Origin of the sequence: Ectopseudomonas toyotomiensis (genome assembly GCF_017167985.1) — a bacterium.
GTDB classification, from domain to species: Bacteria; Pseudomonadota; Gammaproteobacteria; order Pseudomonadales; family Pseudomonadaceae; genus Aquipseudomonas; species Aquipseudomonas toyotomiensis.
The window spans coordinates 603,576-626,896 of the sequence record NZ_CP070505.1 but is presented as its reverse complement, the minus strand read 5'-3'; the positions used below and the strand labels follow the sequence as shown (position 1 = coordinate 626,896).

Annotated in this window: 20 protein-coding genes; 11 read left to right on the top strand and 9 right to left on the bottom strand. The window is 64.3% G+C overall.

Annotation, left to right across the window (positions count from 1 at the left end; genetic code table 11):
- The first annotated feature begins 1 nt into the window (after position 1).
- The 4 genes from JWV26_RS02730 to JWV26_RS02715 all read left to right on the top strand — a co-directional run bounded on the left by JWV26_RS02730 (position 2) and on the right by JWV26_RS02715 (position 3,823).
- A complete protein-coding gene (locus JWV26_RS02730) occupies positions 2 to 673 on the top strand; it encodes a bifunctional 4-hydroxy-2-oxoglutarate aldolase/2-dehydro-3-deoxy-phosphogluconate aldolase (protein ID WP_206418336.1) in 672 nt (223 codons plus the stop codon).
- A gap of 165 nt (positions 674 to 838) precedes the next feature.
- Positions 839 to 2,761 (top strand): methyl-accepting chemotaxis protein, encoded by a 1,923-nt coding sequence (locus JWV26_RS02725; RefSeq protein WP_206418335.1) that lies wholly within the window; start codon positions 839 to 841, stop codon positions 2,759 to 2,761.
- A 205-nt stretch (positions 2,762 to 2,966) separates the two neighbouring features.
- The gene (locus JWV26_RS02720) at positions 2,967 to 3,401 is read left to right on the top strand and encodes a YciI family protein (protein WP_072426271.1); all 435 of its coding nucleotides are present in this window, start codon (positions 2,967 to 2,969) and stop codon (positions 3,399 to 3,401) included.
- Positions 3,402 to 3,403: 2 nt separating this feature from the next.
- The gene (locus JWV26_RS02715) at positions 3,404 to 3,823 is read left to right on the top strand and encodes a VOC family protein (RefSeq protein ID WP_074918901.1); all 420 of its coding nucleotides are present in this window, start codon (positions 3,404 to 3,406) and stop codon (positions 3,821 to 3,823) included.
- Positions 3,824 to 3,964: 141 nt separating this feature from the next.
- Here JWV26_RS02715 and ggpS read toward each other — a convergent pair whose 3' ends face one another.
- From ggpS to phhA, 6 genes are all read right to left on the bottom strand, one after another.
- Positions 3,965 to 6,223, bottom strand: coding sequence for a glucosylglycerol-phosphate synthase (gene ggpS, locus JWV26_RS02710; protein ID WP_093050393.1), 2,259 nt, complete (start codon positions 6,221 to 6,223; stop codon positions 3,965 to 3,967).
- Between the two features lie 145 nt (positions 6,224 to 6,368).
- Positions 6,369 to 7,631 carry an MFS transporter gene (locus JWV26_RS02705; protein ID WP_072426268.1) on the bottom strand — a complete coding sequence of 421 codons (1,263 nt, stop codon included), beginning with the start codon at positions 7,629 to 7,631 and terminating at the stop codon, positions 6,369 to 6,371.
- 145 nt (positions 7,632 to 7,776) lie between these two features.
- Positions 7,777 to 9,120 carry a DUF2254 domain-containing protein gene (locus JWV26_RS02700; RefSeq protein WP_206418334.1) on the bottom strand — a complete coding sequence of 448 codons (1,344 nt, stop codon included), beginning with the start codon at positions 9,118 to 9,120 and terminating at the stop codon, positions 7,777 to 7,779.
- A gap of 85 nt (positions 9,121 to 9,205) precedes the next feature.
- Complete coding sequence (locus JWV26_RS02695; RefSeq protein ID WP_206418333.1) at positions 9,206 to 10,405, bottom strand: amino acid aminotransferase; 1,200 nt, start codon at positions 10,403 to 10,405, stop codon at positions 9,206 to 9,208.
- Positions 10,402 to 10,758: a 4a-hydroxytetrahydrobiopterin dehydratase gene (locus tag JWV26_RS02690; RefSeq protein WP_206418332.1), complete on the bottom strand. Its 357-nt coding sequence runs from the start codon at positions 10,756 to 10,758 to the stop codon at positions 10,402 to 10,404. The genes JWV26_RS02695 and JWV26_RS02690 overlap by 4 nt, the downstream gene beginning before the upstream one ends.
- 159 nt (positions 10,759 to 10,917) lie before the next feature.
- The gene (gene phhA / locus JWV26_RS02685) at positions 10,918 to 11,703 is read right to left on the bottom strand and encodes a phenylalanine 4-monooxygenase (RefSeq protein ID WP_072426264.1); all 786 of its coding nucleotides are present in this window, start codon (positions 11,701 to 11,703) and stop codon (positions 10,918 to 10,920) included.
- A 253-nt stretch (positions 11,704 to 11,956) separates the two neighbouring features.
- Here phhA and JWV26_RS02680 point away from each other — a divergent pair, with 253 nt between their 5' ends.
- Entirely contained in the window at positions 11,957 to 13,510 is a 1,554-nt protein-coding gene (locus JWV26_RS02680; protein WP_072426263.1) for a sigma-54-dependent transcriptional regulator, read from the top strand.
- A 77-nt stretch (positions 13,511 to 13,587) separates the two neighbouring features.
- Here JWV26_RS02680 and JWV26_RS02675 read toward each other — a convergent pair whose 3' ends face one another.
- Positions 13,588 to 14,151, bottom strand: a complete 564-nt coding sequence (locus JWV26_RS02675) for a nucleoside deaminase (RefSeq protein ID WP_206418331.1) — start codon at positions 14,149 to 14,151, stop codon at positions 13,588 to 13,590.
- A gap of 231 nt (positions 14,152 to 14,382) precedes the next feature.
- Entirely contained in the window at positions 14,383 to 15,270 is an 888-nt protein-coding gene (locus tag JWV26_RS02670) for a LysR family transcriptional regulator (RefSeq protein WP_072426261.1), read from the bottom strand.
- Between the two features lie 195 nt (positions 15,271 to 15,465).
- Between JWV26_RS02670 and JWV26_RS02665 the strand changes: the two genes are divergently transcribed.
- The 6 genes from JWV26_RS02665 to JWV26_RS02640 all read left to right on the top strand — a co-directional run bounded on the left by JWV26_RS02665 (position 15,466) and on the right by JWV26_RS02640 (position 22,134).
- Positions 15,466 to 16,293 carry an HTD2 family dehydratase gene (locus JWV26_RS02665; RefSeq protein ID WP_206418330.1) on the top strand — a complete coding sequence of 276 codons (828 nt, stop codon included), beginning with the start codon at positions 15,466 to 15,468 and terminating at the stop codon, positions 16,291 to 16,293.
- A gap of 200 nt (positions 16,294 to 16,493) precedes the next feature.
- Complete coding sequence (locus JWV26_RS02660) at positions 16,494 to 17,657, top strand: acyl-CoA dehydrogenase family protein (protein WP_206418329.1); 1,164 nt, start codon at positions 16,494 to 16,496, stop codon at positions 17,655 to 17,657.
- A gap of 10 nt (positions 17,658 to 17,667) precedes the next feature.
- Positions 17,668 to 19,020 (top strand): MmgE/PrpD family protein, encoded by a 1,353-nt coding sequence (locus JWV26_RS02655; protein WP_206418328.1) that lies wholly within the window; start codon positions 17,668 to 17,670, stop codon positions 19,018 to 19,020.
- Between the two features lie 14 nt (positions 19,021 to 19,034).
- The gene (locus tag JWV26_RS02650; RefSeq protein WP_206418327.1) at positions 19,035 to 20,237 is read left to right on the top strand and encodes a CaiB/BaiF CoA transferase family protein; all 1,203 of its coding nucleotides are present in this window, start codon (positions 19,035 to 19,037) and stop codon (positions 20,235 to 20,237) included.
- Entirely contained in the window at positions 20,237 to 21,064 is an 828-nt protein-coding gene (locus JWV26_RS02645) for an HpcH/HpaI aldolase/citrate lyase family protein (RefSeq protein WP_074918927.1), read from the top strand. Before JWV26_RS02650 ends, JWV26_RS02645 begins: the two co-directional genes overlap by 1 nt.
- Positions 21,065 to 21,138: 74 nt before the next feature.
- On the top strand, positions 21,139 to 22,134 hold the full coding sequence (locus JWV26_RS02640) for a TRAP transporter substrate-binding protein (RefSeq protein WP_072426256.1): 996 nt from the start codon (positions 21,139 to 21,141) through the stop codon (positions 22,132 to 22,134).
- A gap of 115 nt (positions 22,135 to 22,249) precedes the next feature.
- On the opposite strand, the gene JWV26_RS02635 is transcribed toward JWV26_RS02640, so the two are convergent.
- Entirely contained in the window at positions 22,250 to 23,185 is a 936-nt protein-coding gene (locus JWV26_RS02635; RefSeq protein WP_206418326.1) for a hydroxymethylglutaryl-CoA lyase, read from the bottom strand.
- Positions 23,186 to 23,321 lie beyond the last annotated feature (136 nt).

Genomic DNA, 23,321 nt, shown 5'->3' with positions numbered 1-23,321 from the left:
CATGACCAGCCTCGACCAAGGCCAGCGCGCGCGCATGGCCCAAAAAATCGCCGAGATCGACCGCATCTGCGCGCAGGCGCGGATCATGCCGGTGATCACCATCGCCCGTGAGGCGGACATCCTGCCGCTGGCCGACGCCCTGGCCACCGGTGGCCTGCGCGTGCTGGAAGTGACCCTGCGCTCGGAGCATGGCCTTGAGGCGATTCGTCGCCTGCGCGCCGAGCGTCCCGAGCTCTGTGTCGGTGCCGGTACCGTATTGGATGAAGACATGCTCGCTGCGGCGACCGCGGCCGGTGCGCAGTTCATCGTCACGCCGGGCAGCACACGTGAGCTGTTGCTGGCCGCGCTGGACAACCCGCTGCCACTGCTGCCCGGTGTGAGCAGCGCGTCGGAGCTGATGGTCGGCTACGCCCTCGGTTATCGCCGCTTCAAGCTGTTCCCGGCGGAGATCTGCGGTGGCGTCGCGGCGCTCAAGGCGCTGGCTGGGCCTTTCGGCGGGGTGCGTTTCTGCCCCACCGGCGGCATCACCCCGGACAACCTGCAGCGCTACATGGCGCAGCCCAATGTCATGTGCGTGGGCGGCACCTGGATGTTCCAGCGCGAGTGGGTGGAAAACAGCGATTGGGCACGCATCCAGCAATGCAGCGTCGAGGCGCTGCAGCTGCTTGGCTGATGCGCGCGTGGCGCCGCTGATGGTGGCGGCGCCGCTGCAGAATGTCGCACCCGCTTAAAATCTGTGCCGTAGTGGTCGCTTGGTACGTCAGCTGATCCCTTGTGCTGGCTTCAACAAAAACAATTCTCCAGCGAAACCTGAAACATCCGCAGTTGGAGAATTGTCATGAACACCTGGTTCGCTAATCTCAGCGTTACCCGCAAACTCGCGCTCGGCTTCGGCCTGGTGCTGGTGCTTACCCTGGCTCTGGCCTGGACCGCCTGGAGCGGCCTGGGCAGCGTGATCCAGCGCAGCACTTGGATGGGCGAGATCACCCAGCTCAATGCAACGCTGACCAACCTGCGTATCGCCCGCCTGCAGTTCATGCTGGCAAAGGGCGACGCCGCCAGCAGCGAGCGTTTGCTGACCAACCTGAACCTCTATCTCGAGCAGCAGAAGAAGCTGCTGGGGACCTTCACCAATCCGGTCAATGTCAAGCTGCTACAGGAGCAGGACCGCTACAACCAGGATTACCAGCGCTCACTGGCGGGTATGCGGGCAGCCTACACGGCCGCCGAGCAGGCACGTGGCCAGGTGAATAGCGAAGACCAGCAGCTGAGCGAACTACTGGGCGCGATGCGTCGCAGCGTGGAGCTGCTGCCGGAATACGACGGTCGTCGCTTCGAGCAGCTGCAGGCCTTGACGCTCACTCATGGTGAGCTGCTGCGTCTGCGTTATCTGCTTGAGCGCTATGAAAGCGCACCCGATGCCCAGACCGAGCAGGCCCTTGCCGAGCGCATCGGCACTGCACGCGCCAGTCTCGCTGCTCTGGAGCAGGTTTTCGGTAGCGCCCAGCAGGATGCTGTACGGCGGATCTCCACGGCGCTCGGCCAGTTCGAGCAGACGGTGCAGGCGTTCAAGGCCGCCACTGCCGATATCGCCCGCACCCGTCAGGAAATGACCGATCAGCAGGGCGAAATCGTCCGTATCAGCGAGACGCTGTACAAGTTCCAGATGGAGCGCATGGCCATCGAAAGTGCCCAGGCGCGTAGCCTGCAGATCGGCGCCACGCTGCTGGCCCTGCTGTTCGGCGTTTTGGCTGCCTGGATCATCACCCGTCAGATCACCCGCCCATTGCAGGACACACTGGTCGCGGTAAAGCGCATTGCCGATGGCGATCTGACCGCCAGCGTGCGGGTCGATCGCCGCGACGAGATGGGCCAACTGCAGCAGGGCATCCAGCACATGGCCACGACCCTGCGCGAGCTGATCGGCGGCATCCGCGACAGCGTCACTCAGATCGCCAGCGCCGCCGAAGAGCTGTCGGCGGTCACCGAGCAGACCAGCGCTGGCGCCAACAGCCAGAAGAGCGAGACCGACCAGGTGGCCACCGCCATGCATGAGATGTCCGCCACCGTGCAGGAAGTGGCGCGCAACGCCGAGCAGGCCTCGCAGGCGGCCAACGACGCGGACGGCCAGGCGCGCCTGGGCGACCAGGTGGTGGCCGAGGTGATTTCGCAGATCGAGCGTCTGGCTGCTGAGGTCGGACGTTCTTCCGAGGCCATGACCGGCCTGCAGCAGGAAAGCGACAAGATCGGCAGCGTGATGGATGTGATCAAGTCGGTGGCCGAGCAGACCAACCTGCTGGCGCTCAACGCCGCCATCGAGGCAGCGCGTGCCGGCGAAGCTGGGCGCGGCTTTGCGGTGGTCGCCGACGAAGTGCGCGGCCTGGCGCAGCGCACGCAGAAATCCACCGAGGAGATCGAGGCGCTGATCGCCGGCTTGCAGAGTGGTACCCAGCAGGTCGCCGCGGTAATGCGCAACAGTCGCACCCTCACCGACAGCAGCGTCGAGCTGACGCGCAAGGCCGGCGACTCGCTGGGCAGCATCACCCTCGCGGTGTCCAACATCCAGTCGATGAACCAGCAGATCGCCGCCGCTGCGGAAGAGCAGAGCGCCGTGGCCGAGGAGATCAGCCGCAGCATCCTCAGCGTGCGCGACGTCTCCGAGCAGACCGCCACCGCCAGCGACGAAACGGCCAAATCCTCTGCCGAGCTGGCGCGCCTGGGCGGCCAGCTGCAGTCCATGGTCAGCCGCTTCCGCGTTTGATTCAGCCCGCGCGGTGTGCCTCAGAGGGCGCCGCGCGAAGTGCTCCCCCGCGGGTCGTTTCTGACGACCCCACAAAAAACTTCTTCATCGCCTGTCTATTCTTCCGTCGCCCATTCGACTACTGCATAGAACCCCGCCCTGGGTTCACTGTCAGCCGTAGGGAGACACCCTGCGCGCGACTTCGACTCGAACAAGGAGAAAGGCGATGCGTTTCATGGTGATTGTCAAAGCGACGGCCGATTCCGAAGCCGGTGTGATGCCCAGCGAAGAGCTGCTGACGGCCATGGGCCGTTACAACGAAGAGCTGGTGGAGGCCGGCGTGATGCTCGCCGGCGAGGGCCTGCAGCCCAGCAGCAAGGGCGCGCGGGTGCGTTTTTCCGGGGCGCAGCGCTCGGTGATCGACGGCCCCTTCATGGAGACCAAGGAGCTGGTAGCCGGCTTCTGGATCTTTCAGTGCGAGTCGCTGCAGGCCTGCATCGACTGGGTCAAGCGTTGCCCCAACCCCATGCCTGGCGAATCCGATATCGAGATTCGACAGATCTTCGAGGCCGAGGATTTCGGCGCCGAGTTCACCCCCGAGTTGCGTGAGCAGGAAAACCGTATTCGCGCGCGCATGAGCAGTGAAAATCAAGGAGAGTAACGATGAAGATGCATGCCTATCTGATGTTCGATGGCCAGTGCGAGGCCGCCTTCAACCGCTACGCCGAGATCTTCGGCGGTAAGCTGGAGATGATGCGCTACGCCGACAGCCCCGAGGACATGGAGGTTCCGGCCGAGTACCAGCAGCGTGTCATGCACGTCTGCCTGACCGTCGGCGAACAGTTGCTGATGGCTTCCGATAATCTGCCGCAGTACCCCTATGAGGGGATCAAGGGGTGTTCCGTTTCCCTGCAGGTGGACAACGTGCCGGAGGCCGAGCGCCTGTACGAGGCATTGTCGGCCGGTGGTTCGGTGCAGATGGAGCTGCAGGCGACCTTCTGGGCGACCCGCTTCGCCATGCTTACCGACCGTTTCGGCGTGTCCTGGATGATCAACTGCATGGTCGATACCCAGGAGGGTTGACGGCGAGGTTCTCGACAAACGTAGCCCGGATGAAATCCGGGGAAACGAGACCGCGCCTTCGCGACTGAAGCCGCTCCTACGGCCTGATTGGTCCGTAGGAGCGGCTGGGCGGCATTCCGTTTCAGCCGCGATGAGCTCTATCTAGCTAACCAGCGTCAGCGGCTCGGGCTCTTCCTGTACTTGCACACCAGCCAGGAACTCCTCGCCCCAGCGACGAATGTCGTTGTAGCAGACGATATCGAACAGCTCGCGCAGGCGCGCCTGGGCCTCGCTCTTGGGCAGGTTCAGCGCCAGGTAGCAGGTCTGCGCCAGATCAGCCGGGTCATGCGGGTTGGTCAGCAGCGCACCCTTGAGCTCGGCCGCAGCGCCGGCAAACTCCGACAGCACCAGCACGCCACGCCCGCCGAGCAGGCCTTGCGCTGCGACGAACTCCTTGGCTACCAGGTTCAGGCCATCGCGCAATGGGGTGATCCACATGACATCGGCCATGGCGTACCAGGCGCTGACTTCCTCGAAGGGCAGGCTGCGGAAGAAGAATTGCAGCGGTGTCCAGCCGATGCGGGCGAAACGGCCGTTGATGCGACCGACTGCCTGTTCGATCTGCGTTTGCAATTCGTCGTACACCCTCATCTCGCGTGCTGCCGGTACGCACACGGTGACCAGGGTGACCTTGCCGATCAGCTCGGGGTTATCCGCCAGCAGGCGCTCGTAGGCGTTGAGCTTTTCCAGAATGCCCTTGGTGTAATCGAGGCGCTCGACCGAGAGGATCAGCTTTACGCCTTTCATTTCCTCGCGCAGCTGGCCCATCAGCTCCTTGATCTTCGGCGCTTCCAGGGCGTTGCGTACGCGGTCGATATCCAGCCCGACCGGGTGCGCGCCGAGCTTGACCTGCCGTGTGCCGGTATCCAGCGCGGTGGTCATACGCTCCAGGCCGACGGCGCAGCCATAGGTGATGAAGCGCGGCGCGCAGCTCTGGCGCTCCAGCGTCTTGAGCGGGAACACACCACGGGCGACGTCGACGAAGTTCTCCACCTGACGTGGAATGTGAAAACCGATGTAGTCGCACTGCAGCAGACTGCCGACGATCTGCCGGCGCCAGGGCAGCACGTTGAACACGTCGGCCGAGGGGAAGTAGGTATGGTGGAAGAAGGCGATGCGCAGGTCCGGGCGTAGCTCGCGCAGGTAGGCTGGCACCATCCACAGGTTGTAGTCATGCAGCCAGACGATGGCGCCTTCGGCGGCCTCCAGCGCCGTGCGTTCGGCGAAGGCGCGGTTGACCTTGAGGAACACCTGCCAGTCGTCCTCGTTGAATATCGCGCGTTCCCAGAACGTATGCAGGGTCGGCCAGAAGGCTTCCTTGGAGAAGCGCTTGTAGAAGATGTCGACTTCTTCCTTGCTCAGCTTGACCCGCGCGGCGGTGAGCTTGGGATAACGCTCGGCGTCCACCGTGGTGTGGCTGTCGAACGGCTCGTCGCCGTCCTCGTGTACGGCCCAGGCCACCCAGGAGCCGGGACGGCCGTCGCCGAAGAAGCTGAGCAGGGTGGGAATGATGCCGTTGGGCGAGGTCGGGCGGCGACGCTGCAGCTTGCCGGCGGCATTGCGGTATTCCTCATAAGGCAGGCGGTGATAGACCATCACCAGCTCGGCCTTGCCTGGTTGCGCGGCCTGGCGGCGTTCGGCAGCGATGCCGTGCTCGCCGAGAAAGCCGAAATGGGCGAAGGCTTCGAGAATGCCACCGCAGCCAGGGCGGCTGGCATGCAGAGTGCGCGAGTGGTTGGCGGTGGCTTCCAGCAGTGCGGTTTCCGACTGGCCGACGCATACACCATGGAAGCTGGCGCTGAGCATGGACAGGTCGTTGAGCGTATCGCCGGCTGCCAGTACCTGGTCGTGGCCCAGCTCCAGCCAGTCGGCGAGGGCCTGCAGGCTGCTGCCCTTGTTCACGCCCTTGGGCAGGAAGTCCAGGTACAGCTCGGCGGAGTACAGCAGGTCGCAACCCAGCTCATCGGCGATCTCGCGCAGCGCCGGGTTGGCCGCCTGTTCAGGCGTGCAGAAGTAGGAGCAGCGGCGTGCCTGCGGCACGTCCTGACGCTCCAGGCCGAACGCCTCGATGACGCTGGCCACCTGGGTTTCGCCGGGCCAGCGGGCATCGACCACGCTTTGCAGCTGTTGGATCGGTTGCAGGCTGTCGCCATGCACCAGCGTCGCGCCGACGTCGGCGATGATGTAGTCCGGCTGCGGCAGCGTCGGGTCGGCCAGCAACGGCAGCACCGCCTCCAGGCTGCGCCCGGTGACGTAGGCGAGCTTGATCTCGGGGTGGGCGGCGATGGTCTGATAAAGGCTCAGGCGATCTTCGGGGTCGCCAGCGAGAAAGGTTCCATCCAGATCGGTAGCTAATAGCATCGTTGTTTCTCCAGAAGTGGCCGCTGCGGCTCGGCGCGAATGCGCGCGGCCGAGGGGCCGGGTTTCTGGCTGCTTGGGGTAGGCTCGGGGCCTTGCCGAAACAGCCGTCCTTCAGCAGGTCGTTTTTCAACAGCCTGCCAGGTGTTCAGGAGGCGTGGGGGGAAGGTTCCTCCGTGGCTTCGTGGTCTTGTGGCGGCGCATCGGGCATCAGCTCCAATACCGTGGGGCTGGTGCGCAGCATGGGCGTGAAGTGTGCGGCGTCGCCGCTGACCAGATCGCTGACATGGCGCAGCCGGTAAAAGGTGTAGGCGGCCAGCAGGCCGAGGGTGCAAGCGAAGTAAAGCGGCAGTGCGCTGGCGCCCAACTGCTCCATCAGCAGGCCGGCCAATAGCGGGCCGCACACCGAGCCGATGCCATTGACCATCAGCAAGCTGGCGGAGCCGGAAAGAATCTCGTCGCTGTGCAACTGGTCGATCAGTTGCGCCACGGCGATGGGGTAGATGGCGAAGGCCAGGCCGCCCCAGATGAAGATGGCGCCTAGCAGCAGCGGGCCGGCTGGCAGCAGGCTCATGATCAGCGCCAGGGCGACTGCCAGTATCACCACCCAGAGCAGCACCTGGCGTCGGTCGTGGCGATCCGAATAGATACCGATGGGCCATTGCAGCAGGGCGCCACCGAGAATGGTTGCGGTCATCAGCAGACCGACGCCGGAGGTATCGAAGCCGGCCAGGCTGGCGTAGACCGGCGCCATGCCCCAGAAGCCGCCCATGGCAAGGCCGGAGAGGCCGGCAGCGACTATCGCCAGCGGCGCGATGTTCCACAGTTGGCGCAGGTTGCTCGGTGGTGTTTCGGGCAGGCTTGGCTGTGCCTGGCGGGTGAGGGTAATGGGCATCAACGCGGCGCTGATGAGGATGGCGGCGATGGCGAACAGGGTGAACTGCACCGGGTCGGCTAGATGCAGCAACTGCTGGGCCAGCGCCAGGGCGCCGAGGTTGACCGCCATGTACACGGCGAACACCTGGCCGCGCTTCTCGTTGGGTGCCTGGGCGTTGAGCCAGCTCTCGATGACCATGTACAGCGTCACCAGTCCCAGGCCATAGAGCACCCGCAGGCCCAGCCAGACCCAGGGATTTATCAGCAGCAAATGGAGCAGGGCGGCGATGGCAGCCAGTGCGGCACAACAGGCGAACGCGCGAATGTGCCCGATGCGTTTGACCAGCGGAGTCGCCAGCCAGGTACCGAGGAGGAACCCGACGAAGTACCCGGACATGATCAGTCCGAGCATCGTGGTGGAGTAGCCTTCGGCGACGCCACGCAGGGTCAGTAGGGTGTTGAGCAGACCATTGCCGAGCAGGAGTAACGCGACCCCGCTCAGCAATGAACTGATGGGGGCAATCAGGGACCACATGCAAACTACCCTAGGGAACTGTGCCTCTGATAGCAAGCATGAAGTACGCCATGTTTTTTGCGTTTCGTTTATATTTTATTGATTTTTAAGAGTTATTTTTACTGATAAACGGTCATGCAATTTTCTGACGGCAAACTTGGCACCGTCATGGTGCCTCGTTTGCGATTTGCAGGGGCAGCAGTGGCTGGTCCGAGTCGTGCAACGTGCGGTTGATGCGTGTGATGAAATCGTTGATTTCCTCGCGCTCGCGACGCTCGCTCAGATGGCGCTCGGCGGTATCGCGCACGCTGCGCGCGTGGCGCAGCAGATCGGCGCGCTGCTGCGTGCTGGTGGGGCGATGCAGCAGGTTCTTGAAGGCCTGCAATAGGCTGACCAGTACGCTGACATCCGCCGCACCGTAGACGCGTATTGGCCCCAGCAGTTGTAGCAGCAACTGGTCCAGCGACAGTTCCTGGTAGCACAGCCGTGGTGGCTCGTCGGGCAGGCTGGCGAAGTCTCGCTCGGACAGCGCCAGGCGTCTGCTCAGCAGTACGCTGAGCAGGTCCACCGTCTTGATCGCCGTGCCTGGATCGTTGATACCGGGGCTCAATGCCTTCACGGCGATTTCCGACATCTGCCGGCAACCGAAGAAGTAATGGCTGCTGGCGTACTCTTCGATGAAGAAGTCGAAGCAATCGAGCAACTGCTGGCACACGGCTTCATCCAGCGGACGTTCCAGGCGAAACAGCGGATGGCCCTCGCTGACGAAGAAACCGCGGTGGGCGATTACCGTCATACGCACTTGATGGCGGCGCAGCAGCGTGTTGACCTCTTTGACGTTGAGCTCCTTGAAGTAGCCGTTGCGCTGCGCGTTAACCGTGACCCAGTCGCTGTCAGCCGGCCACGGTGGTGCGGCGTCGCGCGATGCCGGGCCACCAATGCAGGTATCGAGCTTTGCCAGGCTGGTGCTGTAGAGGTTGCCGAGGATGTGCTCGACCTGAATCGACTGCGATATCGAGCGGATGAAGTGCACGAACAGGCCCAGGCAGACGATGCCCATGGCTAGGGTTATGAGCACGCCGAGGCTGGGTATCCGCTCATTGTTACCCTGCTCGATGGTGGTGATCAGCAGCAGCGCGTAGAGGATGGTGCCGAGGTAGAAGCCCAGGGTTTTCTGGTGCGCCTTGCTACTGACCAGGCCCGGAATCACCCGTGGTGACAGCGATGCGGCTGCATTGTTGAGCACCACCATGACCATCGAGAAACTGAACACCATCAGTGACAGAATGCCCGTGACCAGCGTGCCGAGGATCAGCCTGGCATTGTCTGCATTGCTTACCAGGCCGAGATCGACGTGATCCTTGAACGCCATCATCCACGGTTGGTACTCGGCAGCCATGGTCAGCAGGCACAGCAGGAAGAAGCCGCTGGCGATCAGCGTCGGGTAGAACGCCAGGCTGTGGATGATGCGCTGGTAGGCGCGAAAGAGGATGTTGCTGGGTACGGCCATTGGCGAATCCGTCGTGAATGGCGATGACCGCACTATAGCCGGGAAGGGGGCAGGCGGCGGTCATTAAGACCTGCCGCCTGTGAACTCAGTTCACGCAGACGCGAGCGATGGCGTCGGCCAACTGCTCCAGCCGGCTGGCATCCAGGCCGGCGACGTTGGCGCGGCCACTGCCGACCATGTACACGCTGAACTCCTCGCGCAGGCGTTGCACCTGCAGCGGCGACAGGCCGGTGTAGGAGAACATGCCGCGTTGCTCGGCGACATGCGCGAAGCGTTCGCTCAGACCATGGGGTGCCAGCGCTTCGACCAGGCCGCGGCGCAGGCTGGCGACGCGCAGGCGCATGCCTTCCAGTTCGTCCAGCCAGAGCCCTTTCAGCTCGTCGTCACCGAGTATCTGCGCCACCACCGCAGCGCCATGGGCGGGCGGCGTCGACCACAGGTTGCGGGCGATGGAGGCCAGCTGACTGCGGATGTCGACGAGCTTTTCGGCGTCGCCGGCGCAGACGATCAGGGCACCGGTGCGCTCGCGATACAGGCCGAAGTTCTTCGAGCAGGAACTGGTGATCAACAGCTCTGGAAGCTCGGCGGCGAACAGGCGCACCGCCCAGGCGTCTTCCACCAGGCCATCGCCGAAGCCCTGGTAGGCGAAGTCGATCAGTGGCAGCAGCTCACGCGCCTTGACCACCTCCAGCACACGTTTCCAATCACGTGGAGTGAGGTCGAAGCCGGTGGGGTTGTGGCAGCAGGCATGCAGCAGTACCACGTCGCCCTTGGGCAGGTGGGTCAGGGCGGCAATCATGGCTTCCACGTCGAGGCGGTTGTCGGCGCCGACGTAGGGGTAGTGGCCAACCTTGAGTCCGGCCTCGGCGAACAGGGTTTCATGGATCGGCCAGGTCGGATTGCTCAGCCAGATACCGCGCCCCGGCAGGCAGTGACGAATGAAATCACCCGTCAGACGCAGGGCGCCGGTGCCGCCCGGTGTTTGCGTTGCACCGGCGCGCTGCTCGGCGAGCAGTGCCGAGTCCGCACCGAGCACCAGCTGGCTCAGGAGCGTGCCGAACGCCGCGTCGCCATGGCCGCCGATGTAGGTCTTGGTTTGCTCGACATCGATCAGGCGCTGCTCGGCCAGCTTCACCGCACGCGGGATCGGCGTCAGGCCCTGAGCGTCCTTGTAGACGCCAACGCCGAGGTCCAGGCGCGCCGGGTTGCTGTCGAGGCGATAGGCTTCCATCAGACTGAGGATGGGATCGCCCGGCACGCGGGCGACGTGGGCGAAGTGGCTCACTTGCGGCCCTCGGCGCTGGCGGCGAGCACATCGGTGCGCGCGGCCATGATGAAGTCGTTGCGGTGCAGGCCGCGCATTTCGTGGCTCCACCAGGTGACGGTGACCTTGCCCCATTCGGTAAGCAGGGCCGGGTGGTGGCCGACTTCCTCGGCGATGGCGCCAACGGCGTTGGTGAAGGCCAGGGCATGGCGGAAGTTCTTGAACAGGTATACGCGCTCCAGCTCCATATGGTCGCCGCGTACCTCGATGTTCCAGTCGGGGATCTCGCGGATCAGCCCGGCCAGTTCTTCATCGGTCACTTTCGGCGCATCGGCGCGGCAGGCTTCGCATTGGGCTTGGGCAAGGCTGGTCATTTCAGGCTCCTTGAGTATTCGAGGTCAGAGCATAGATGGTAAGGGGGGATCGAACAGCTCCCTCTCCCGCTAGCGGAAGAAGGTTGGAGGGAGGGCGCTGATAGCTTCTACCCTCTCCCCCAACCCCTCTCCCATAAATGGGCGAGGGGAGCTAAAAGGCTACGCGGCTTTCGGCGGAAACTTCGGCGCGTGCAAGCCCAGCGCCATGGCCTGATGCACCAGCGCCATGATGTCTTCCTGAGCCAGCTCGAACAGGCGCTTGAGCTCGGGCAGGACGAAGTACACCGGCTGCAGGATATCGATGCGATACGGCGTGCGCATCGCTTCCAGTGCATCGAAGGGCTGGTGTTCGGGCACGTCGGACAACGCGTAGAGGGTTTCCTTCGGCGAGGAGAGGATGCCGCCACCGTAGATGCGCCGGCCGGCCGGGGTGTCGAGCAGGCCGAATTCGATGGTCAGCCAGTACAGCCGCGCCAGGTAGACGCGCTGCTCTTTCGTGGCCTTGAGGCCGAGCTTGCCGTAGGTATGGGTGAATTCGGCGAACCAGGGGTTGGTCAGTAGCGGGCAGTGGCCGAAGATCTCGTGGAAGATGTCCGGCTCCTGCAGATAGTCCAGTTCCTCGGGCGTGCGGATGAAGGTGGCGACGGGAAACTGCTTGCTGGCCAGCAGCTCGAAGAAGGTCTGGAAGGGGATCAGCGCCGGCACTCGCGCCACGCGCCAGCCAGTGGTGGTTTCGAGCACACGGTTGACCTCGCCGAGCTGCGGAATGCGCTCCAGCGGCAAACCGAGTTGCTCGATACCGTCCAGGTATTCCTGGCAGGCGCGGTTCTCGATCACCTTCAACTGGCGAGTGATCAGGGTGTTCCACACCTGATGTTCGCTTTCCGGGTAATGGATAAAGCCACTCTCGTCCGGTTCCCGGGCCAGGTACTGCGTACTCTTCATCGCTGCCTCCTTCTGGGGGCTGTTGTTCTTGTCTTGACCAGAGCATGCCGCTGATTGCTCGGGTTGAAACGGTGGCCAGAAGTAGCGCAGCCCAGGATTGCACGGGGAAACTGTAAACTTTTGATTACGATCTTGCCGGTATGGCGATTTTTCGGCTTGCTGCTGCGTTTGGATGTCACATATTCTTGACGAAAATTATGCTGCCATCTCCGATTTGTGTGACCCGGCGGCTACAACAACAAGAGCCTGAGCCATGCGTATCAAGGTCCACTGCCAGAACCGTGTCGGCATCCTGCGGGACATCCTCAACCTGCTGGTCGACTACGGCATCAACGTTGCTCGGGGCGAAGTCGGGGGCGAGCAGGGCAATGCCATCTATCTACACTGTCCGAATCTGATCAACCTGCAGTTCCAGTCGCTGCGGCCGAAGTTCGAGGCCATCGCCGGCGTGTTCGGCGTCAAGCGCGTGGGGCTGATGCCCAGCGAGCGGCGTCACCTGGAACTCAATGCGTTGCTTGGTGCGCTGGACTTTCCGGTGCTGTCCATCGACATGGGCGGCAGCATAGTCGCCGCCAACCGCAGCGCCGCGCAACTCCTCGGCGTGCGCGTGGACGAGGTACCGGGCATGGCGCTGTCGCGCTACGCCGAGGACTTCGACCTGCCAGAGCTGGTGCGCGCCAACAAGACGCGAATCAACGGCTTGCGGGTGAAGATCAAGGGCGATGTGTTTCTCGCCGATATCGCACCGCTGCAGAACGAACACGACGACAGCGAGGCGCTGGCTGGCGCGGTGCTGACCTTGCATCGCGCCGATCGTGTTGGTGAGCGCATCTACCATGTGCGCAAGCAGGAGCTGCGCGGCTTCGACTCGATCTTCCAGAGCTCCAGGGTGATGGCGGCGGTGGTCAAGGAAGCGCGTCGCATGGCGCCGCTGGATGCGCCGCTGCTGATCGAGGGTGAGACCGGCACCGGCAAGGAATTGCTGGCGCGCGCCTGTCACCTGGCCAGCCCGCGTGGGCAGTCGCCGTTCATGGCACTTAACTGCGCCGGCCTGCCCGAGTCCATGGCCGAGACCGAGCTATTTGGCTACGGCCCCGGCGCCTTCGAAGGCGCGCGCCCGGAAGGCAAGCTTGGCCTGCTGGAGCTGACTGCTGGTGGCACGCTGTTTCTCGACGGCGTCGGTGAGATGAGCCCGCGTCTGCAAGCCAAGCTGTTGCGCTTTCTGCAGGATGGTTGCTTCCGCCGTGTGGGCAGCGACGAGGAGGTGTACCTGGACGTGCGAGTGATCTGCGCCACCCAGGTCGACCTGTCCGAACTCTGCGCCCATGGCGAGTTTCGTCAGGATCTCTACCACCGCCTTAACGTGCTCAGCCTGCATATCCCGCCGCTGCGCGAATGCCTCGATGGCCTGGCACCTTTGGTCGAGCACTTTCTCGATTCCGCCAGCCGGCAGATCGGCTGCGCGCTGCCGAAACTGGCGCCGCAGGCCTTCGAGCGCATGGCTCATTACCATTGGCCGGGCAACGTGCGGCAGCTGGAGAACGTGCTGTTCCAGGCGGTTTCGCTGTGCGATGGCGGCACGGTGAAGGCCGAGCATATCCGACTGCCGGATTACGGGGCGCCGCAGCCGTTGGGTGAATTCTCGGTGGAAGGCAGCCTCGACGATATTCTCGGCCGCTTCGAGAAGGCGGTGCTGGAGCGGCTGTTCCGCGATCATCCCAGCAGCCGCCAGTTGGGCAAGCGCCTCGGTGTTTCCCATACCACCATCGCCAACAAGCTACGGCAGCACGGGTTGGGCAAGGACTAGGCGTAGGGTGCGCCGCGCGCACCAATGCTCCGCTGGCCCTGGCTGATGCCTGCAATTTTCGGTGCGCAAGGCGCACCCTACGGTTTCCAACGACCGCCGCGCCAGGCCGCGAGCACGCGCTCGCGCATGGCTTGTCGGTCCTGCAGGCGCTCGATCAGTTGCTTGGCCAGGTCGAGCCAGTAGGGATCGGCCTTGGCCTGAACCACAGCAAGGCCGGAAGCGAGATTGGCCCAGGCCGGAGGCAGGCGGCCGTGATGCAGGGCGAAGCCGCCATCGCGGTCGCGCGCCAGATAGCGCACGCGGGTGATGCCGGCCAGCAGGATACGGCCGTAGCACATCAGGCAGGGTTCGAGGCTGACGTAGAGGGTCAGACTTCGGCGGTCGACCTGCGCATGTTCGCTTTCGAGCTGGTCGAGCACCCGCATCTCGGCGTGGGCGGCGCTGACGTAGGCCGAGGTGAACACCTGGTTGCGCCCGCTGCACAGCAGTTCACCTGTCTCATCCACCAACAAGGCGCCGACCGCATAACAGCCTTCCTCGACTGCCAGCAGGGCCTGTTCGCAACAGAGCCTGGCCCAGGTGTCATCGGCATGGGTGCTGGCTGGCGCCTGCTGCAAAAGGGCGAGGTGCTCCGCGTTCATGCGTGTCTCCTGAGCCTGCAGTTCATTACGGAGTATGGCTTGCCACGACAGGGATAGTGTCCTACGACCTTGGTGCAATAGGCAGGGCAGTGGGCTGCGGCGACACTGAGCACGTCCCGATCATCCTGCGTGATTTGGGTGCAAGCGTTTCCGCATTCCTTTCGAGGAATGCCTTGAATGGGCGGGCGACCAATTTGGTCGCCCTTTTTTTGCCCGGAATTTTGCCTGGCGCTACACGCCCTGTTTCAGCCGGTCGATCAGCGCGCGCACGCTGCCCGGCAGCGCGTCCAGCTCACGCACCAGCATGCTGCGTTCGCGCACCGCCCAGGCTTCGTCCAGCTGCAAGATGGCCAGCTGCATGGTGCGGCTGTGCCGGCGTGCGGCCGACTCGGGAATGATGCCTATGCCGACGCCGCCTTCGATCATCCGGCAGATCGCCTCGAAGCTCGATACCTGGATACGCAAGGCCAGATTGCCGCCGAGTTTCTCCACCTGTTCACGCAAGAAGCTCAGCAGCGTGCTGCCCTCGTGTAGGCCGATGTGCTGGTAGGCGAGAGTGTCGTTGAAGCTCACCGACTGCCGCTGCGCCAGGGCATGACCCAACGGTACGGCCAGTACCAGACGGTCGGTGCTGAAGTGCAGTACCTGCAAACCCGGCGCCTGTACCGGGCCGGCGATGATGCCGAGATCCGCCGCGCCATCGAGTACGCCACGGACGATATCGCGACTCAGACGCTCCTGCAGGTCGACGGTGACGCCGGGGCGTTCGGCGAGAAAACCGGCCAGCACCTCGGGGAGAAATTCGGTCACTGCCGTGGTGTTGGCGAAAATTCGGATATGCCCGGCGGCGTCGGTGCCGTATTCGGTGAATTCGCTTTTCAGGTAATCCACCTGGCGCATGATCAGCCGCGCATGCTGCAGCAGGCGTTGGCCGGCAGGGGTCAGCTCGACGCCACGACTGTCGCGATACAGCAGGCGGCTGCCGAGCTGACTTTCCAGTGCCTTGATCCGCGCGCTGGCGGCTGCCGGCGAGAGAAACGCCTTGCGCGCGCCCTGAGTCAGACTGGGTGACTCGGCGATGTGGATGAACAGGCGCAGGTCGGGCAGATCGAAATGCATGGTGGCCTCGGTTTGCTGGCAGATGCGTCGGGTTGGGTAGTTATCCGCAGTGGCTATGAGTCGACTCATTCGCGGCTGAAGCCGCTCCTACGGCGTTCAGATTAACCGAACGCCGGGTTAAATAAATGCTGATTCTCTGAACGCCGGCCGAGTCGCATGCTCCAGCTCACACAAGAACCGAGCTGGAACCTGCCCATGAGTGATTCTGCTTTTTCCGCCTGGATCGGTCGTAGCGAAGAAGTCCACGACCAACTCAGCCGTAACCTGGTCAAGCGCATCGCCGCCACCTTTGGCGAAGCCACGCCGGCCCATGGCGAGGCGCTGCCGCCGCTGTGGCACTGGGCGTTTTTTCAAGAGCCGGTCGCCGAGAACGGTCTGGGCGAGGACGGCCATCCGGCGCGCGGAGGCTTCCTGCCGCCGGCCGACAACCGCAACCGCATGTGGGCCGGTGGCCGTATCGAATTCATCCAGCCGCTGCGCGTGGGTAGCGAAGCCAGCCGGGTGTCGACCATCAAGCACATCGAGGAAAAGCACGGCCGTACCGGCGCGCTGCTGTTCGTCACCGTGCAGCACGACTACCTGCACGACGGTCAGCTGGCCATCCGCGAAGAGCAGGACATCGTCTACCGCGAGCCCAGCCCGCCCAAGGCCAGCAGTGGCGAGCCGCTGGTCGCCGGCGATTGGCGCGAGGCGGTCACGCCGTCCAGCACCCTGCTGTTTCGCTACAGCGCCGTGACCTTCAATGGCCACCGCATCCATTACGACTGGCCCTACGTCACCGAAACTGAAGGCTACGGCGGCCTGGTGGTGCACGGCCCGCTGATCGCCACCCTGAACCTGCGCGCCTTCTGCCGCGCCAACCCGCAGGCGCGCCTGCGTCATTTCGCCTATCGCGGCCTGCGTCCGCTGATCGCGCCGCAGCCGTTCGAGGTGGGCGGGCGCATCAGCAGCGAGGGCCATGCCGAGCTATGGGCGGGTAACGAAGCCGGCCTGGCGCAGCGCGCCGATATGCAATTCGACTGATTCGTAGGGCGAACTGGGGTGCTGATTTCGTAGGGCGAACCGGGACGCCGGCCGCTCGTAGCCTAAGCGAACAGTCCGCCGAACCATGCCAATACCGGCACCGCACCTAAGGCTCAGCTTTCTAACGGCGTACTGCTTCGCGAGTACGCCCTACATCGTTACCGGGCAGTGCCACGCCCACATGATTTCGAGGAAGACCGATGAACCACAACAATAACGAAGAACTCAACGCCATTCGCGAAGGCGTGCGCGCGCTCTGTGCGGAATTCCCGGGCGAATACTGGCGCAAGATCGATGAAGAGAAGGGCTTCCCGGAAGCCTTCGTCACGGCCATGACCGAAGCCGGCTGGCTGTCGGCGATGATCCCGGAAGAATACGGCGGCTCGGGACTGGGTCTGGCTGAAGCCTCGGTGATCCTCGAGGAGGTCAACCACTGCGGTGGCAACTCCGGCACCATCCACGGGCAGATGTACAACATGTTCACCCTGCTGCGTAACGGCAGTGAGGAGCAGAAGCGCTACTACCTGCCCAAGCTGGCCAGCGGCGAGCTGCGCCTGCAGTCGATGGGCGTCACCGAGCCGACCACCGGCACCGACACCACCAAGATCAAGACCACCGCCGTGCGCCGTGGCGACAAATACGTGATCAACGGACAGAAGGTGTGGATCTCGCGCGTTCAGCACTCTGACCTGATGATCCTGCTGGCGCGCACCACGCCGCTGGCCGAGGTACAACGCAAGTCCGAGGGCATGTCGATCTTCCTGGTCGACCTGCGCGAGGCCATCGGCAACGGCCTGACCGTGCAACCGATTGCCAACATGGTCAATCACGAGACCAACGAGTTGTTCTTCGACAACCTGGAAATCCCCGCCAGCAGCCTGATTGGTGAAGAAGGCAAGGGTTTCCGCTACATCCTCGACGGCCTCAATGCCGAGCGCACGCTGATCGCCGCCGAGTGCATCGGCGATGGCCGCTGGTTCATCGAGAAGTCCGCGCAGTATGCCCGTGATCGTGTGGTGTTCGGCCGCCCCATTGGGCAGAACCAGGGCGTGCAATTCCCCATCGCCGAGGCGCATATCGAGATCGAGGCCGCCGACCTGATGCGCTGGCGCGCCTGCGAGGAATACGACGCCGGGCGCAATGCCGGAGCGGCGGCCAACATGGCCAAGTACCTGGCCGCCAAGGCCAGCTGGGAGGCGGCCAACGCCTGCCTGCAGACCCACGGCGGCTTCGGTTTCGCCAACGAATACGACGTCGAGCGCAAGTTCCGCGAAACCCGCCTGTACCAGGTCGCGCCGATCTCCACCAACCTGATTCTCTCTTATGTAGCCGAGCACCTGCTCGAGCTGCCGCGCAGTTTCTGAGGTCGCGACCATGAGCAAGCACACTCTACAACTGGCCGCGTTCCTTGCCGAACTCGCCTACGAGCAGATTCCCGGCCACGTGCTGGACCGCACCGAAGACCTGTTCCTCGACTGGCTCGGCTCGGCCTTGGCCAGTGAGGGCGCCCGCCCCATCCCGCTGTTCGAGGCCTACGCACAGAAGATGGGCCCCGCCGATGGCCCGGCGCGCATCCTGGTCAACGGCCGTAGCACCTCGGCGTATTTCGCCGCGCTGGTCAACGGTGCTTCCTCGCACCTGGTGGAGCAGGACGATCTGCACAACAGCTCGGTGCTGCACCCGGCTACCGTGGTCTTCCCGGCCACTTTGGCGGCGGCGCAGGACCTCGGCAAATCCGGCCGCGAGCTGTTGCTGGCCTCGGTGGCCGGCTACGAGGCGGGCATTCGCATCGGCGAATTCCTGGGTCGCTCGCACTACCGCATCTTCCACACCACGGCGACGGTGGGCACCCTGGCCGCTGCGGTGGCGGTGGGCAAGCTGCTGGACTTCGACCAGCAGCAATTCATCCACCTGCTCGGCAATGCCGGTACCCAGGCTGCAGGCTTGTGGGAGTTCCTGCGCGACGCCGCCGACTCCAAGCAGCTGCACACCGCCAAGGCCGCGGCTGATGGCCTGCTGGCTGCCTACTTTACCGAGCAGGGCCTGACCGGCGCGCAGAACATCCTCGAAGGCGAGCAGGGCATGGCCGCCGGCATGTCCCGCGATGCCGACCCGAGCAAGCTGTCGGACCGGCTTGGCCGACGCTGGGCGCTGGTGGAAACCTCGTTCAAGTTTCACGCCTCCTGCCGCCACACCCATCCGGCGGCTGATGCGCTGCTCGACCTGATGCAGCGCGAAGGTTTGCGCCACGAGCAGATCGAGCGCGTCATCGCTCGTGTGCATCAGGGCGCCATCGATGTACTCGGCCGCGTGACCGTGCCGCAGACCGTGCACCAGGCCAAGTTCTCCATGGGCACCGTGCTCGGCCTGATCGCCGTGCATGGCAGCGCGCAACTGACCGAGTTCGCCAACCTGGCCCTGCAAGACCCGGCCGTGGCCGCCTTCCGCGACAAGGTGCAGATGCGCCTGGACCCGGAGGTGGATGTGGCTTATCCGCAGCGCTGGCTGGGCCGCGTCGAGGTGACCACCACTGATGGCCGCACCCTGCGTGGAGCCATCGACGAGCCCAAGGGCGACCCCGGCAACACCCTCAGCCGCGCCGAGCTGGAAGACAAGTTCCGTCGCCTGCTGGCTTTCGCCGGCCAGCGCAACAGCGATGAGGCAGGCGTGCTGATCGAGCGGGTCTGGCGCCTGCGCGAAACCGACGACCTGAGCCAGCTGGCCTGACCGAGGACATGCACATGAACAACGCACAACAACCCCGGCCACTGGATGGCATCACCGTGGTCAGCCTGGAACACGCCATCGCCGCGCCGTTCTGCACCCGTCAGCTCGCCGACCTCGGCGCGCGGGTGATCAAGGTCGAGCGTCCCGGCAGCGGCGATTTCGCTCGCGGCTATGACGAGCGCGTCAGCGGTCTGGCCTCGCATTTCGTCTGGACCAACCGCTCCAAGGAAAGCCTGACCCTCGACCTCAAGCAGGACGATGCGATGCAGGTGCTGAGCAGCCTGCTGGCCAAGGCCGACGTGCTGGTGCAGAACCTCGCGCCTGGCGCCGCGGCGCGCATGGGGCTGTCTTTCGAGGCTTTGCACGCGCGCTTTCCGCAACTGATCGTCTGTGACATCTCCGGCTACGGCGAGGGCGGCCCGTATGAGCAGAAGAAGGCCTACGACCTGCTGATCCAGAGCGAGGGTGGCTTTCTCTCAGTCACCGGCGGGGCGGGCGAGGAGGAGATGGCCAAGGCCGGTTGCTCCATCGCCGATATTGCTGCCGGCATGTACGCCTATACCGGCGTGTTGTCGGCACTGATGCTGCGCGGCAAGACCGGTGTCGGCAGCCGGGTCGACGTGTCGATGCTGGAAAGCCTGGTGGAGTGGATGGGCTACCCGCTGTACTACGCCTACGACGGCGCCACGCCGCCGCCGCGCGCTGGCGCTGCGCACTCGACCATCTACCCCTACGGCCCGTTCCCGGCCGGCGACGGCGGCACGGTGATGCTCGGCCTGCAGAACGAGCGCGAATGGCAGGCGTTCTGCGCCAAGGTGCTGGAGCAGCCGGAGCTGGCTGGCGACGAGCGCTTCTCGGCCAACTTCAAGCGCTCGGCCAACCGCGCCGAACTGCGCACGCTGATCGTCGAAGCCTTCTCGCGCATGAGCACGGCGCAGGTGATCGAGCGCCTGGAGCTGGCGCAGATCGCCAATGCCCAGGTTAACGACATGGCCGGCGTCTGGGCTCACCCGCAACTCGAAGCGCGCCAGCGTTGGCGCCAGGTCGACAGCCCCAGCGGCAGCCTGCCGGCACTTCTACCGCCAGGGCCCAACAACGCCTTCGAGCCGCGCATGGACGCCATTCCGGCGTTGGGCCAGCACACCGATGCGCTGCTCGCCGAGCTGGGTTATGGCGCGGGCGATATCCAGCGCCTGCATCAGCAGGGGGCCGTGTGATGAGCCCATCCATCATTCGTACCGCGCTGTTCGTGCCAGCCAGTAGACCGGAGCGCATTCCCAAGGCCCTCGCCGTCGGTGCCGATGCGGTCATCGTCGACCTCGAAGACGCGGTGCAGGAAAGCCTCAAGGTCGAGGCCCGCGCCCATCTCGATGGCTTTCTCACGGCAAATCCCGAGGCGCGTCTGCTGGTGCGCATCAACGCGCCGGAGCATGCCGGCCATGGCGCCGATATCGAACTGTGCGGCCGCCATGCCGGTGTCATCGGCGTGCTGCTGCCCAAGGTGGAAAGTGCCGCGCAGGTGGCGCGAGTGGCTGCTTGTGGCAAGCCGGTGTGGCCGATCATCGAGAGTGCGGCAGGCTTGTTGGCGTTGGCGGAAATCGCCCGCGCGGAAGGCGTCGAGCGTTTGTCCTTTGGCGCACTCGACCTGGGACTGGACCTCGGTCTGAGCAGCGGCAGCGTCGCGGCTGAACGTATGCTCGATCAGGCTCGTTACGCCCTGTTGCTGCATTCGCGCACGGCAGGCCTGGCGGCGCCACTGGACAGTGTGTTCCCTGCCATCGAAGACCGCGACGGCCTTGCCCGCACGACGCGCGATGCCCGTGACATGGGCTTCGACGGTTTGCTGTGCATCCACCCCAAACAGGTGGAGGTCGTCCATCGCGCGTTGCTCCCGGCCGAGGAGGAATTGGCCTGGGCGCGCCGCGTGATGAGGGCGGCCAGCAGTGGCGAAGGCGTCTTCGTGGTTGACGGCCAGATGGTCGACGCCCCGGTGCTGGGCCGCGCCCAACGACTGCTGCAACGCGCTGGTGAGAGCCCGGCCTGAATACCGGCCGGCGGCACCGCGCCACCGGCCATTTCGTCCCACGTACCGACCTACAAAAACAATGAGGTAACGTCATGTTCAAACTCACCGCCAAGGCGCTCGCCTGCGCCGCCATTCTCTCCTGTGCTGGCCTGGTACAGGCTGCAGATGAGCCCATCCTGATCAAGTTCGCCCATGTGGTGGCGGACAACACGCCCAAGGGACAGGGCGCGCTGCTGTTCAAGCAACTGGCCGAGGAGCGCCTGCCGGGCCGGGTGAAGGTGGAGGTCTACCCCAACTCGTCGCTGTTCGGTGACGGCAAGGAAATGGAGGCGCTGCTGCTCGGCGAGGTGCAGATGCTGGCGCCGTCGCTGGCCAAGTTCGAGCAGTACGCCAAACCGGTGCAGATCTTCGACCTGCCATTTCTGTTCGACAACATGGAGGCGGTCGACCGCTTCCAGGCCAGCCCCGAGGGGCGTGGATTGCTGACGTCCATGGAGGACAAGAACATCACCGGCCTGGCCTACTGGCACAACGGGTTGAAGGTGATGTCGGCCAACAAGCCGCTGCGCGATCCGGCCGATGCCCGGGGGCTGAAGTTCCGCGTGCAGGCATCGGCGGTGTTGGAGGAGCAGTTCAAGGCGGTGCGCGCCAACCCGCGCAAGATGAGTTTTGCCGAGGTCTATCAGGGGCTGCAGACCGGCGTGGTCAACGGTACCGAGAACACCTGGTCGAACTACTACAGCCAGAAGGTGCATGAGGTGCAGAAGTACATGACCGAGTCCGATCATGGCCTGATCGACTACATGGTGATCACCAACACCAAATTCTGGAAGGGCCTGCCGGATGACGTGCGCAGCGAGCTGGAGAAGGTCATGGCCGAGGTTTCCGTCGAGGTGAACAAGCAGGCTGACGAACTCAACCGCACGGCCAAAGAGGATATCGCCAAGGCCGGCACCACCGAGATCATCGAGCTGACCCCGCAGCAGCGCGCCGAATGGCGTGAGGCGATGCGCCCGGTATGGCAGAAGTTCGAGCAGGAGATCGGTGCCGAGCTGATCCAGGCGGCGGAGCAGTCCAACCAGGGTTGAGTGTCGACCTTGAAATGAAAACGCCCGGCTTGTGCCGGGCGTTTTCGTGTCGAATGAGGGCGTCGCGGCTAAAGCCCCTCCCACATTTATTGCGTCACCCTCTGACCGCGAGCTCTCAGAGGCCAGCTTCCTGCATCCACTTCGGCTTGGGATAGCGGCGATCCGCTTTGCCCGCCTTGAGGATGGCGCCCGGTACATCGTGGCCGATCAGGCCGGGTAGGGTAGCGGCAGCTTCGAGCAGGGCATCGAGGTTTACGCCGGTTTCCAGGCCCATGCGCTGGAACATGTGCACCAGATCCTCGGTGCAGATATTGCCACTGGCCCCCGGCGCGTAGGGGCAGCCGCCGAGGCCGCCGAGCGAGGCATCGAAGCGGTCGATGCCGGCATTCAGCGCCGCCAGTGCATTGGCCAGGCCCATGCCACGGGTGTTGTGAAAGTGCGCGGTGAACACCGCCTCGGGCCAGCGCTGCAGGGCCTCGCGGCAGATGCGCTCGACCTGCGCCGGGTCGGCCATGCCGGTGGTGTCGCACAGGGTCACGCCTTGCACGCCAATTTCCAGCAATCGCTCGGTCAGTTCATGTACGCGGGCCTCGGGCACCTCGCCCTCGAAGGGGCAGCCGAAGGTGGTCGACAGTGAGGCGTTGATGAATACGCCGCTGCCACGCGTCACCTCGATGATCTCGGCGAACTGCGCCAGCGACTGCTCCGGCGTCATGCGCAGGTTGGCCAGACCGTGGGTGTCGCTGGCCGACATGACCAGGTTGATCTCGTCCACCTGGCACGACAACGCCCGCTCGCAGCCCTTCACGTTGGGCACCAGCACGGTGTACTCCACGCCCGGCACACGCTGGATGCCGCGCATTACCTCTTCGGCATCGCGCAGGTTGGGGATGGCCTTGGGCGAGGTGAAGGAGGTGACCTCGATCTTTGCCAGGCCGGTGTGGGACAGGCGGTCGATCAGGGCGATCTTGTCTGCGGTGGGCACGAAGGTGGCTTCGATCTGGAAGCCGTCACGGGTGGCGACGTCCTGGATATAAAGGCGTTTGCTCATGGGGGAAATCCTCAAGAGGAGCGGCAATCGGCTTAGGGTGCGCTGTGCGCACCGGCTTATGCTGCGGCTGTTCTGGTGCGCACGGCGCACCCTACGGGCTGTGCTCCCACGTGGAGCGTGGGAGCCATCTAGCTTC